General features: G+C 33.9%; 13 protein-coding genes. 5 read left to right on the top strand and 8 right to left on the bottom strand.

Annotated features, from left to right (window positions below):
- Window position 1 precedes the first annotated feature (1 nt).
- The 3 genes from FD26_RS04860 (at window position 2) to FD26_RS04850 (ending at window position 6,227) form a co-directional block, all read left to right on the top strand.
- On the top strand, window positions 2-1,345 hold the full coding sequence (locus tag FD26_RS04860; RefSeq protein ID WP_057867304.1) for a C1 family peptidase: 1,344 nt from the start codon (window positions 2-4) through the stop codon (window positions 1,343-1,345).
- Window positions 1,346-1,598: 253 nt separating this feature from the next.
- The gene (locus tag FD26_RS04855; RefSeq protein WP_057867303.1) at window positions 1,599-4,019 is read left to right on the top strand and encodes a Xaa-Pro dipeptidyl-peptidase; all 2,421 of its coding nucleotides are present in this window, start codon (window positions 1,599-1,601) and stop codon (window positions 4,017-4,019) included.
- Window positions 4,020-4,142: 123 nt separating this feature from the next.
- Window positions 4,143-6,227 (top strand): KUP/HAK/KT family potassium transporter, encoded by a 2,085-nt coding sequence (locus FD26_RS04850; RefSeq protein WP_057867302.1) that lies wholly within the window; start codon window positions 4,143-4,145, stop codon window positions 6,225-6,227.
- 70 nt (window positions 6,228-6,297) lie between these two features.
- On the opposite strand, the gene FD26_RS04845 is transcribed toward FD26_RS04850, so the two are convergent.
- The 7 genes from FD26_RS04845 to FD26_RS04815 form a co-directional block, all read right to left on the bottom strand.
- A complete protein-coding gene (locus FD26_RS04845) occupies window positions 6,298-6,816 on the bottom strand; it encodes a hypothetical protein (protein ID WP_147000146.1) in 519 nt (172 codons plus the stop codon).
- Window positions 6,817-7,437: 621 nt separating this feature from the next.
- Entirely contained in the window at window positions 7,438-8,250 is an 813-nt protein-coding gene (locus FD26_RS04835) for an HAD family hydrolase (RefSeq protein ID WP_057867299.1), read from the bottom strand.
- Between the two features lie 512 nt (window positions 8,251-8,762).
- Complete coding sequence (locus FD26_RS04830; protein WP_057867298.1) at window positions 8,763-9,620, bottom strand: GRP family sugar transporter; 858 nt, start codon at window positions 9,618-9,620, stop codon at window positions 8,763-8,765.
- A 252-nt stretch (window positions 9,621-9,872) separates the two neighbouring features.
- Window positions 9,873-10,538, bottom strand: coding sequence for a 2,3-bisphosphoglycerate-dependent phosphoglycerate mutase (locus FD26_RS04825; RefSeq protein WP_057867297.1), 666 nt, complete (start codon window positions 10,536-10,538; stop codon window positions 9,873-9,875).
- A 64-nt stretch (window positions 10,539-10,602) separates the two neighbouring features.
- The gene (locus FD26_RS11290; protein ID WP_235525325.1) at window positions 10,603-10,878 is read right to left on the bottom strand and encodes a cation transporter dimerization domain-containing protein; all 276 of its coding nucleotides are present in this window, start codon (window positions 10,876-10,878) and stop codon (window positions 10,603-10,605) included.
- Between the two features lie 90 nt (window positions 10,879-10,968).
- Window positions 10,969-11,481, bottom strand: coding sequence for a cation diffusion facilitator family transporter (locus FD26_RS11285; RefSeq protein ID WP_235525329.1), 513 nt, complete (start codon window positions 11,479-11,481; stop codon window positions 10,969-10,971).
- A 104-nt stretch (window positions 11,482-11,585) separates the two neighbouring features.
- Window positions 11,586-11,798, bottom strand: coding sequence for a hypothetical protein (locus FD26_RS04815; protein ID WP_232230838.1), 213 nt, complete (start codon window positions 11,796-11,798; stop codon window positions 11,586-11,588).
- Window positions 11,799-11,992: 194 nt separating this feature from the next.
- Between FD26_RS04815 and FD26_RS04810 the strand changes: the two genes are divergently transcribed.
- Window positions 11,993-12,349 carry a hypothetical protein gene (locus tag FD26_RS04810; RefSeq protein WP_057867295.1) on the top strand — a complete coding sequence of 119 codons (357 nt, stop codon included), beginning with the start codon at window positions 11,993-11,995 and terminating at the stop codon, window positions 12,347-12,349.
- Window positions 12,319-12,723, top strand: a complete 405-nt coding sequence (locus FD26_RS04805; RefSeq protein WP_082596235.1) for a DUF5067 domain-containing protein — start codon at window positions 12,319-12,321, stop codon at window positions 12,721-12,723. Before FD26_RS04810 ends, FD26_RS04805 begins: the two co-directional genes overlap by 31 nt.
- A gap of 23 nt (window positions 12,724-12,746) precedes the next feature.
- Here the strand turns inward: FD26_RS04805 and FD26_RS04800 are convergent, their stop codons facing one another.
- A complete protein-coding gene (locus tag FD26_RS04800) occupies window positions 12,747-13,481 on the bottom strand; it encodes a CPBP family intramembrane glutamic endopeptidase (protein ID WP_057867293.1) in 735 nt (244 codons plus the stop codon).
- Window positions 13,482-13,707 lie beyond the last annotated feature (226 nt).

Below are 13,707 nucleotides of genomic sequence, written 5' to 3'. Positions count from 1 at the left end.
TATGACTAAAGAAATCACATCATCAGAATTAGACAAATTTCAAACCGCTTTTGAAAATACACCCGGTTCTTCAGCAATTAAAAATGCTGTTGCAAACAACGGTTTATACAAATCAAGTGAAACAATTGCTTCCAAAGTAGCGATGGATCCTACTTTCTCAGTCGAAATTGATACTGGTAAAGTTGCCGATCAAAAACAATCTGGATTATGCTGGGTCTTTGCTGCTTTGAACACAATGAGACACCCTCTTCAGGATAGTTTTAAAATCAAAGGCTTGGAATTATCACAAGGTTACATGCTTTTCTGGGATAAGTTGGAAAAATCTAACTATTTCTTCGAAAATGTCATTAATACTGCAGCATTGCCTACTGGTGACCGCAAAGTTGACTTCCTAATGACAACACCTCAACAAGATGGTGGTCAATGGGATATGGTTATGGCACTTGTTCAAAAATATGGTGTCGTTCCTAAGAGCGTTATGCCTGATACATTCAGCCGTACTAATTCCTCTGAATTAAATTCAGTTCTCAATAAAAAACTACGTAAGGACGCCATTATCCTACGTAACTTAGTAAATGACAACAAATCTGAAGAAGATATCGAACGTAAGAAAAATGAATTGCTAAGCGAAATCTACAAGATTTTAGTTTACACAGTTGGCGTTCCTCCTACTAAGTTCGATTGGGCTTATCGTGATGATGATAAGAGCTATCACAAAGAAACTGGCATCACTCCTCAAGAATTCTTCAAAAAGTACGTTGGCTGGGATCTTGATAGCTACATTTCAACAATCAATGCTCCTACTGCTGACAAACCTTATAATCATGTCTATACCGTAGAAATGCTCGGTAACGTTGTTGGTGGCCGTCAAGTTCGTCATCTAAATCTAGAAATAAACGACTTTAAAAAACTTGCTATCAAGCAACTTCAAGCTGGTGAAACAGTTTGGTTCGGTAGTGATGTTGGTCAAAGTTCTGATCGTAAGATTGGTATTATGGATACAAATATCTATGATCTCGAAGGCTTACTAAATACCGACCTTAAGATGACTAAAGCTCAACGCCTAGACTATATCGAAAGTATGATGACACATGCTATGGTTATCACTGGTGTCGATTTAGACGAAAACGGCAATCCATTGAAGTGGAAAGTTGAAAATTCATGGGGCGAAAAAGTTGGTAACAAAGGATACTTTGTTATGAGCGACTCTTGGTTCAATGAATTTGTTTATCAACTTGTCATCAACAAGCAATACTTACCTGAGGATCTTAAAAAGACCTTCGAAACAGAATCCAAGGAACCTAAAGTTCTCGCACCATGGGACCCAATGGGAGCCTTAGCTTAATAGATACTTAATTTGCATAAGGATTTCAAATTTTAAATATTAAAAAATTAAAGCAGTTAATGACTTTTTACATCATAGTCATTAACTGTTTTTTATATATTTGAATTTAAAATTAATTGTATCCAATCAATAAGCTTCAATGCTCTCTTCAACCTAAGTAAAATCCAATAACCATTGAGCTTTTTTCTTATACCTATCAAAAGATCATGTCTCTGCTCTATAATGAAATTAATACTTAAAAGGAGTTGTCAATATGAAAAATAATCAATTTGCAATTCGTCCTACAAGTTTTAATGATCAAATAAAAGAACTTAAGGAAATTGGCTTTCTTGACAAAGATAATGAATCAGAGTCTAACCCAATTCGCCTATGGAAAAGTTTTCTCAGCAAGAGTTTTCTTGAAGCAAAGACTTCTTCCATTTTTGAAGAAAAACTAAAAACTTATATGGCAACTGAGGATCAAAATCTCAACGAATATTTAGATTACGCCACTAGTTTATCCGTTATGGCTTTTTATAACGTTAGTCTTCAACTATTAAAATTTAATCCCGATGTTGATTTCAACTTATCCGATCCTCTTTCAGCCATGAAAAAAATTCAATTGATGATTGCTGACCATAACGGCGATAATTTTACAATTGATGAATTAAAATCCGCATGGTATTGGTTATTGGCAACTCATAATAAAAACGGTGAAACATTCATAGATTCATTAGCCGCCAAGGGGTTCTTTACGTCCTTTTATGGCAAGATAACTCAACCGCTCTTATTCAATGGCAAAACATTACCTGTTTTTGATCCCCATAAATTAATTCGCGAAGTGGTTTATGTTGAATCGCCTCAAGACAGTGATCATGATGGAAAAAGAGATCTTCTCAAAGCGGAAATACTCCGTCCTCAAGAGACTGAACAAGGTCTTAAAGTTCCCATTTTGTATACTGCCAGTCCCTATAATCAAGGAACTAATGATGAAACTGGTGAAAAGCTTACTCATAATGTCAATATACCTCTAAAACATAAGGAACCAAATAATTTACAGTATAAAGATATTGAATATAATGAGACAAAAATGGTTCCTGAACCTCGAGAAATTAATGGTCAAACTAAGCGTGCTGAAGAAGATTTTGCTCGAGAAAGTTCATATACGCTAAATAACTACTTCTTGGCGCGTGGCTTTGCCGTTGTTTATATGGCTGGTATTGGGACCAAAGATTCAGATGGCTTAAGAACCACAGGTGATCCGGACGAAACAATCTCTACAGTTTCGGTTATTAAATGGTTAACAGGTCAGCTTCCTGCCTTTACTAATCGAACCGATAACATTGAAATCAAGGCTTGGTGGTCTAATAAAAAAGTCGCCATGACTGGCCGTTCATACTTGGGAACGTTAGCTACAGCGGCTGCTACAACGGGGGTTCCCGGATTAAAAACAGTGATTAGTGAGGCTGCTATCTCTAGTTGGTACGATTATTATCGTGATGGTGGCTTAGTTATCGCTCCGGATGGTTTTCCTGGCGAAGACGCCGACGTTTTAGCAGAGGAAACTTTTAGTCGTCGTTTGCAACCGGGGGATTTTCATAACGTAAAGCAACTGTGGAATCAACAAATTAAAGATATTGAAACTGGCGAAGATCGAAATACAGGAAATTATAATCGCTTCTGGGATGCTAGAAATTATCATAAAAATTTCAAGAACATTAAAGCTGATGTTTTTATGATTCACGGCTTAAATGACTGGAATGTTAAACCTCGAAACGTAGAACGACTTTGGAATGGAATCAAGAATAACGGCGTTACAGAAAAAATAATTCTTCACCAAGGTCAGCATATCTATATCAATGCTTTTAGATCAATTGATTATAACGATATAATCAACCTTTGGCTAACTCATGAATTGCTAGGTGTGGACAACCAGGCAAAAGAAATCATCCCTAATGTCATCATCCAAGACAATACCAAAGTCGAAACCTGGAATAGCTACAAAGACTGGTCTGATAACAATAATGACCAAATTAAATATAATTTATCAAGTGATAAATTATCAGCAGAAAATAGTGTGAACCAATCACTATCATTTAACGACAAGCTTGCTCAAAAGGACTTTGATTTTTATATTAAGCATAACGATGCTTGGGAAAAAGATTTATTATCTAATGATCCCAAAATTACTAATAACCAATTAATCTTTAAAACCGCAGAACTGAAAAAAGATCTTATTATTGATGGAAAAGCCGAAGTTAATTTAAAAGTATCCTCCAATCAAAATTTAGGATTATTAAGCTTTCAATTAATCGACTATGGATCACAAAAGCGTCTAACTGTTTCACCTATTCTTTTAGCTAAAAATGCTTTGGCTGCAACCTATGATTGGCGCGAAGATGATCTACGCGAATTTACCTATGATAAAGAAACCCCCTTTAAAATGATTACCAAGGGACATCTAAACTTACAAAATCGTACTGCTCCTTATAAAAATGATGAGCTAGATCCAAATGTTTTTTATGATATTAACGTTGAATTGCAGCCTACCTTTTATAAGATATTACAGGGGCACCAATTAGGATTAATTATTTATGCTACCGACTTTGGAATGACCGTGCGAGGAAATCAAGATATTGACTACACAATTAAAACTGCAGATTCCTCATTAATTGTTCCAATCCACACAAAGTAATATCAATAGCGGTTAAATATCCTAACATATAGCAAAACGACTTTCTCTAAAATTAAGTTGTTTCATACTATCAATTCTAATGTTATAATCGCCGTTGAACTGTTTATTTTGGAGATTATTTATATGGAAAAGACACAACTAAATTCTTTTAAAAATAACCCACATTCAAAGATGAGCGTTGCAGGATTCCTTATTGCTTTAGGAATCGTATACGGGGACATTGGTACTTCTCCTCTATACGTTATGCACTCTTTGATGGTTGGGAATGGCGGACTTGAAAAAATGTCCACCAATTTTATTTTAGGTAGTGTTTCATTAATTTTTTGGACACTAACCTTAGTCACGACAATTAAATATGTTTTAATTGCTTTACGTGCTGATAACCGTGGTGAGGGTGGTATCTTTGCTCTTTATACCTTGGTTAGAAAACGAGCAAAGTGGTTGATCATCCCAGCTATGATCGGTGGGGCAACCTTTCTAGCTGATGGTATGATGACACCTGCTGTTACTGTTACAGCAGCTATTGAAGGTTTGAAGGGTATTGCTATTAACAATACTATTTTGATCAGTACCCAAAATCAGGTAATTATTGTTACTTTGATTATTTTATCTACCTTATTCTTTATTCAAAGATTTGGTACACAGTTGATTGGCCGAGCTTTTGGACCAATTATGCTAGTTTGGTTTGCTTTCTTAGGATTCGTTGGTATCATGAACCTTTCATCAGATTGGTCTATGATTCGAGCTTTGAATCCTTATTATGCTTTTGAATTATTACGAAGCCCAATCAATATTCGAGGCGTCTTCATCTTAGGTAGTATTTTTCTTGCTACTACTGGTGCGGAAGCTTTGTATTCAGATATGGGACACGTTGGGCGTCCTAATATCTATACTAGTTGGCCTTTCGTTAAAGTTTGTTTATTGCTAAGTTACTTGGGACAAGCTACTTGGATCTTGAGCGTGAAGGATAATCATTCTCTTCAACAAATGGGATCAGCAATGAATCCATTTTACCAATCCATTCCTGCTGACTTTAGACTATTCGGAATTTTCCTTTCAGCTATGGCAGCTATTATTGCTTCGCAAGCTTTGATTTCTGGTTCTTATACTTTAGTATCTGAAGCTACTAAACTAAGAATTTTCCCAAGATTGAAGACTTACTACCCTACTAATTTTAAGGGACAGCTTTATATTCCTACTGTTAATTCAATTATCTGGGTCGTTTGTATGTTTATTGTTTTCTACTTTAAAACTTCGGAAAATATGTCAAATGCTTACGGTCTAGAAATTACTATTACTATGTTAATGACGACTATTTTGCTCCATCAATGGCTGTTGATGAAACGAGCTAATCGCTTCTTTACGACCGTTATTATCAGTTTCTTCTTTATTATTGAAAGTATCTTCTTTGTAACTAATAGTAGTAAGTTCATTCATGGTGCTTACATTACTATGTTCATTGCTGCAGTTCTTATTGTGGTTATGTTCACTTGGAGATACGGCGAACGTCTAAAAGACGACAATACTTATCGGAGCCATTTTGTTTCCCTACTAGCTTTCAAACACCAATTAAATGATTTAAGAAAAGACCCAAGTTATCCGCTTTATACAACTAACTTGGTTTACTTAACTAAGATTCATGATGGATATCGCATTAAGAAAAATATTCTTTATTCCATTCTTGATAAACGTCCTAAGCGAGCTCAAGTTTATTGGTTCGTAACTGTTAATGTTACGGACGAACCTTATACTGCTGCTTATAGCGTAGAAACTTTTGATACTGACTATATGGTCAGTGTCCAACTCTACTTAGGTTTTAGAGTTGATCAAAAAGTTAATGTTTATCTGCGTCAAGTTGTTAATGACATGATGTCGAATGGAGAAATTAAACCTCAACCTCAGAAATACACAACTATTCCTGATCGTGAAGTTGGCGACTTCTCCTTCGTTATCATCAAAGAGGTCCTTTCACCAGATACTAAGATTAGTAACGTTAAGAAAAGTATCATTCACATGCGTTTAGTCCTTCAAAAATTCATTTCTCCAGCTAACTGGTTTGGACTATCATACAATGATGTTGTGGAAGAACGTGTCCCATTAGTTCTTGGCAAAGTTTCACTCAATCGTTTACGTCTCGTTAGAAAAGATCGTTCCGCCTTAAAAGATATTAAGATCGACGGCGAAATTGACGACGATGATGACGAATAAATATGAATATTAAAAGGGCTAGCCTCACTAATTAAATTAGTAAAGCTAGCCTTTTTTGCTGCAATTCTTTTCACATCTGCAATACTTGCACTGTTTTTTGATTTAACTTACTAGTTATAAAATCAACTGCCCATTCAACGTCCTTTTCTGGTTCACCTGATTTTAATAAATTCCAAGATAAATCTAAAAGCACCTGATGGCCGTCATATAACTTCAAGATAATATAATGTGGTTGCCATTTGTTTCGATGCTTATTAACAACTAATGAATAAGAAGAAATATTTTTAAAGGGTACCTCTACTTGCGATTGAAACATTGGCAAAAAGATTGCCTGAATTCGTTTACTCCAAGTACTGTAATCATAATACGAGATACTTTTATCGGTAATTTTCCAATGCCCATATAAATTAGGTAAATAATGAGGATAGACCCATATGCTTTGAAAAAGAAAAACAATCAATCCAATTACAATTCCTACTACCAAGTTATAATTCAAAAGAATGAACATAGAAGTTCCACAGGCAACTCCTAAAATTAGACTATTGATCAGTGGCTTCCAATTTAACTTTTTAGCAAAATCTTTTTCCATCTCCATCATCTACTTTCTAAGCCATTATTCATTTAATAATTTAAATAAAAAATAGCTTTTTGATTCTTATTAAGCAAAAAAGACGCTCACGCTGTACATGTCGTAACAACCAAGTGTTAAGAATATAATTAATATGATTTCACACATATAATCCTTTCAACCAGTCAATTATCATGGTTGGTACTATTCAGAAAAAGAAAGTGATTATTATGTTCACCTATATTCAAATATTTTCTAACGATACTGTCGACTTTAAGGGTTATGCCTACTATGAATTTATCCGAAACAACCTCTCTCTAACTCTGAGTCGTGGAGTCCGTCCTTTAAAACGTACTATTATTCCCCTAGATAAGATTCTCTTCCTAAATATAGAAAAATTTTATGGCGAGGATCTGATTCGTTTTATTTATAACAAAAAAATATTTTCATTTATCAATACTGGTTATGGCGAATCTTTATATCTAGAAAACCACATTTCAAAAACCATTAATTGAAAAAAACACTGAGGATATTCTTCTCAGTGTTTTTATTTGCCAATTTAAAAGTCATACGGCTTTTTTTACGACAATTATAATCAATTATTCATAAATGATAAATCTGCTTTAGACAGCAATATATTGACTAATATGGCGTTTTTAAATATTTTTCAATTCCAAATGCCACACCATCATGATCATTATCTTTTGTAACATATTTAGCATGATTTTTTACACCGGGTAGAGCATTGTCCATTACAATTGGTGTTCCAACCATTTTTAATATTGATAAATCATTATAGCCATCCCCAAAGGCAGCCATATCTTCAGTATTCAAGCTCTCCAGATTTTGGATATAGCGAACGCCACGAGATTTTTGGGCCAATTGACTCGTAATTTCTAGATAGTTTTCGCTCGATTGATTGACGCTTAAATCTCCTCGATTCAAATTTCCCATCTTTTCAACCAGTGTTTTCATTTCCTCTTCGGAGAAGGAAATTAACATAATTTTATATATCTTAGTTGTTGATTGTTTTAATAAAGAAACAAAATCAGTCCTTTGAGGTGTTTGTCCACCTAATTCCTGTTCATATTTGATGCCCCGATCCATTTTTTCAACGTACCAGTATTCCAAATCATAAAGGCTATAGCTAACCTCAGGAAAATCTTTCTTAACTTCATCCAAAACTTGAACGACCTCAGTAGTTTCAATTGCATCTTCTTGAAGAATTTTAATACCTTGATGAGTTTTTTGAAAAATCAAACCACCGTTGAAAGCGATTTGTGGCTCTGTTAAAGCTAACTTATCAATCGTCTCTGTCATTTCCATTGGTGAACGTGCTGAGACTAATGTAAAAGGAATCTGGCTTTCTTTAATTATCCTGACATTATTTTCACTGATTTTACAATTGCCCTGTAGTAATGTGCCATCCATGTCAGAAAAGATATGCTTGATCAAAATCGGTTCCTCCTTAAACTAAATAAGTATATTTTAAAGTTACGTAACCGATTACACAACAATTTATTATAATTTGAAAAATCTCCTTGCTATAAAACCCGTTCGATGGCTTATGGTAAAGGCGAATCAAGAAAGGAACGTGAAAGTTATGTTTGCTTACATTTAAATTATTCAGAAGGATTCATCTGTTTCATATGGATATGTTAGTTTTAAAATCTCCAAGGATACCCTATCTATTTCTTCTTTAAAAGGGCTTATCAATACTGATCAAATCAATATTCCAATTAATCAAATCAGCGATATCAAAGAAGATAATTATTACGGATGGAATAGAATTAAATTCAATTACAATAATACGCAATATATCTTCTTATATAGTGGATATGGAGAATTTGACTATTTAAAAGAAACCATGCTTGAAGTATCGATGGCATGAAACAAATAAATTTATTGCAGAATATAAAAAATAGGAGTCGGTAACTAATTAAAGTTACGACTCCTATTATCTTTTATTAAGCAAATGATGTTGCCACACTACCAACAACGATCAATACAATACCTAAAATAGTATAAGTTAGCTCTCGCTTGCTCTTTCTTTCATGTAATACGAAGATACCACCAAAGGTTCCAATCACTACGTTCAATTGTGTCCAAATAAAGGCAGATGTATTTCCGTTAGCCTTAGCTGAGAAGATGTAAGCAAAAGCTGCGATTCCCCAAGCAATACCAGCAATAATATTTTGATACTGTTGTTTTTGTTTAAATGATTTTTTATCAGTAAACAAAGCATAAATAACAGCACCTAAAAGAATTCCCAACATTTCTGGCAAGAAAATTCCAGTTGAACTTTCAGCCTTAACAATTGGCATATTTGGAAATGAAGAATAAATCCAAAAACCAACTGTAGTACATAGAAGGAAAATAGCATCCTTAGCTTCTAAGCTTTTACCAGATGTATTATCTGTAACTGATGTTAATAACGCACCTACGACAACAATCAATAAAGCAATAATACCAATAACTTTAGCATGTACCCCTGACCAATCGCCAAAAATTAACATACCAATAATTGAATTACCAACTAATTGAAACACAGTTGATAATGGGACGGTTCCAGAAACGCCAATTCGTTTGAAAGAAATAAATTGACCAATTTGTCCAATAGTCCATAAGGCTCCACACAAAACTGAGAACCAAAATGCCTGTGTACTAACACTTGGCTGTGTAACTAAATAAGAAATCAATCCTACAATAGTTGCACCAGCACCAATTCCAAACATTTGATTAACTGGTGAACCACCAACTTTTCCGGTAATGATCGGCATAAATCCCCAACCAAGAGCCGGGATCAAAGCAATTAAAATATTCATAAAAAAACTCCCTCTCAATTTGACCAAACATTAGTAATAATTATTTTTTAACGTGGTAGCTCTCTGATATACATAAGGAACTATTGTTTCTCATAATACGATCTCTAGTACTCATTTAAATGAACATTATTACAATTAATTAATCTAAAAAGTTCTTTTGGCATCAAAAATGTTATCCAACTTATCTAGACCATTTAAATATTCTAACGCAAATTATTTAAAAAGAAAGCATTTTCTTTTAAATTATTTTTACTAACGATTGCTATTAATAATATTTAGCCTTGAATCAAACTCATAAATCAATGGCGTTCCATTTGCTACTTCGACTCCATCGATATCTTTATCACTGATTCCTTCAATATACTTGATTAAAGCCCTAATCGTACTGCCATGAGCCACAATCAATTGATTTTTGTTATCCAACAAACGCGGTGCAACGTGATCAACATAGTATGGAATGATTCGTTGATAAGCTTCATACAAGCTTTCGGCAACAGGCATGATTCTTGAATCATAATATTTATAAGGACCAATATTAGGATCTGGATGCTTTAGCTTTGGTGGTACTGAATAAAAGCTTCGACGCCAATGATGTACCTGTTCAACGCCAAATTCTTTTCTAGTCACATCTTTGTTGAGACCCCTCAAGGCTCCATAATGACGTTCATTTAAGCGCCACGACTTAGTAATCGGCACATAATTGAGATTTAAATCGTCTTGTATTATATAGGCAGTTATAATTGCACGTTTTAAAACCGAGGTATGGACGTGATCAAAATCAAATCCTTGAAGTTTCTTAGCAGCCACATGTGCTTGGATGATTCCCTCTTGAGTTAAACCAACATTATTCCACCCCGTATATTGATTTAAAGCATTAGCAATACTCTCTCCATGCCTTACCATGACAAGTTTTACCATATTACGCCATTCCCAACTTTCATATAGAATTACCTATTAATCTTAGCACAATTATCTTTAGTTATTAATCTATCAATGAATCATCTAGGCCTCTAGAACCTTCAGCTTGCAAGGTTACATGCGTAATATTGAATTTATCGTTCAAGAGTTTGTCTACTTTATCGTACAATTCATCCAGTTGGGCTATATTGCAGCTTATTTTTACATTAATATGTGCATCCAACATGATATGATTTTCGTCAATCATCCAAACATGAACGTGATGAACCTTAATTATTTCGGGAATTGTTAAAATCGCCTCTTGTACTGCATCCAAATCAATTTTGGGACTGGCCTCCATCAGAATATTAATTGTTTCTGAAACGACGCTGTAAGCCTCTTTTAACAGCCAAATAGCAATGATTATTGTAATAAGTGGATCGACCCAATTTCAATTGAATAAAATAACAAAAACTGAGGCAATCAGTACGCCAATAGATGACAGGGTATCAGTTAACATATGAAGAAACGTTGCCTTAATATTTAAATTATGTTTAGAACCAGAAAACAATAGTAGCATTGAAACCAAATTAGCTACTAATCCAATAATTGCTACAATCATCATCAATTTTCCATTGATGTGTTGTGGTTGCGACAAACGCCTGAACGATTCAAAAACCATCATCAACGTAATTACAACTAAAACAATCGAATTAACAAAAGCTGCCAAAATTTCTGCCCGCTTGTATCCGAAAGTTTTCTTACTATTATTTTTTCTTTTACCGACAACATTGGCAACATAGGCAATTACTATTGATAAGGAATCTTCTAAGTTGTGAAAAGCATCAGATATCAATCCTAAGCTACCTGATAATACTCCACCAATAAATTCTGTAATAGTAATTAACACATTAAGCACTGTCACATAAAAGAAACGTTTACCCGTTACTTTATCATGATCCATAACATTGCCTCCTTGTATCTATCATACCAATTTTTTATTGGAGATATAAAAAAAGATGAAACTCAGAGAGTTTCATCTTTTAGGTACCCTTATATTTTATCCTTCTATTTAGTTGTTAGCTTAGCAACAACTTTAATGGGATGAGCTACATCAATAATATCAGAGAATCTGTTTGTAACATAATCTCTCATACCGTCACGAGCCTCTTTTTTAGAAACGTTGTGACAAATGCGCTTCTTAGCAATGGTTTGACCTTCCTTGCTAAAGAAATTACAAGTAACTTCATAGTCGCCATGATTACCAAAAAACAACATCATTGTGACCCCCTTCTACACAAAATAACTATCTCATTAACTTCGACCAGATATTTATACCACTTTTTTTAGGTCAATACAACACCCTAGATTTAAATTCTTTTTTTAAAAAAAACTAAGCATTTTTTAGTTAATTAATTACCGCTAAGTAATTATGATATTATAAAGTTAACGAATTATTCATAGGGAGTAGCATTATGAAAAGGGAAAATTGCAACATTGGATCTCGTATGACTCGTGAAGCACTTCGAAGAAAAAAGACACCATTTTATCAAAAAAAGACTTTTCTAATTTCGATTGTTTTGATATTGATTATTGCAATTGGTATATTCATATTCTGGAAAGCTAATACCAATAGCAACACCACTCATACTACACAGCCATCACATAAAATAGAAAAAGTTAAACCTAAAAAGAAAACTACTAAGAAAGCTTCCAAACCTAATAAGGCTCAAAAAGTAACTAAAGAACAACCAGCTAAAAAGTTGAAAAGCAGACTGATCAAAAACAGACAACTACTAAGATTCAAAATCCAGGGACTTATAATGACTTAACTTATGATACCGATTGGTATACTTTCAAAATTTCTAATGAAGTTAAATTGATCAAAGATGCTAATGGAGATGCAGCTTTATTAGTTAAATATAATTACACCAATAAAACTAGTACCGCTGAAACTCCTCAACAAGTTCAAAATAATGCTATTATGCTTAAGCAAGATGATAAACAGCTTAGTGCTACTACCGCTACTGGAGATAACGCTCAATTGGTTCAAGCCAGCAGCAACAATCAGGTACAACCTGGAAAAAGCTTTGATGGAGCCCTGTTGGTCAAGGTTAACAGCACCACTTCTGAAGTCACTATGTACTTCAAGAATATCCAAACCAATAATTGGCTAGATAGTACGCAACCACTAAAATTAGACTAAAAAAAATAAGAAGCCTTAGCTTCTTATTTTTTTATCTCAAAGTTTTTTAATTGAATGTATGAAATCACCAAAGCAATTATCAAAAAGACCACAGTGACGTAAAGAGTAGCCATTGAGAAAGTTGTATGCGACATCTGTAAAACGGTCTTACTTGAAAACATGGGAAACATATCCCTCAAAGCGTGCAATAAAATAACAATTGTTAAATTATGAGTCTTGATATAAATCGTTCCAAAAAGAATTCCAATCGCAGCCGCAAAAATCACTTGACCTGAAACATATCCAATAGGCAATGATTTTAAATTTATGAAATGAATTGAGCCAAACATAATACTAGATCCTATTACAGCCCCAAAAACATTGTTATGCAGCACTTTCAAGAAAAGCCCTACCATAATTCCTCTAAAGACATATTCTTCAGCTAGGCCGACTAACAAGCAAATAACGATCACCTTAAACTTCACTTGAAAATCTGAAACCATTAACATTGGCGAATCTAAAAATACCACGATAATAATTGCTGGTAGTGCCGTAAAAAGTTGCGACATTAAATTATTTTTGTTTACCCACGTAACTTTTTGTTGAAAGTATTTTTTGTTCAAAAGATACGCCACAACAAATACTACTAAATCTCCCACTGCTTGCCAGATGCTGGCAGTACTTTGCTTCTTTGACATTAATCCAACTATAATTAACACTACTGGAAAAATCAACGTAGCCAAAATAATCTTGGTTATATCATTTCTAAATAATTTCATATATACTCCTTTTAATTATCATACTTAATTATATAAAAAAAGCGCTTGACATGAAACGCGTTCGATAAAGTATTCTTAAATTGTTGAAATACTAGTTCTGAAAAACACTGTGATTCTCCTTTACAGAACTTACCCTTCAAATCGTATTTCAAGTTATTTATTTGTTAAAAATCGGATTAGAACACCGTAAAAAAGAATCGGTAGCGTCAAGAATCTTGTGTAAATG

It is taken from the genome of Companilactobacillus crustorum JCM 15951, from assembly GCF_001434585.1.
Lineage (GTDB): Bacteria > Bacillota > Bacilli > Lactobacillales > Lactobacillaceae > Companilactobacillus > Companilactobacillus crustorum.
Note: the sequence above shows the minus strand (reverse complement) of the source record. Positions and strands in the feature narration are given on the sequence as shown.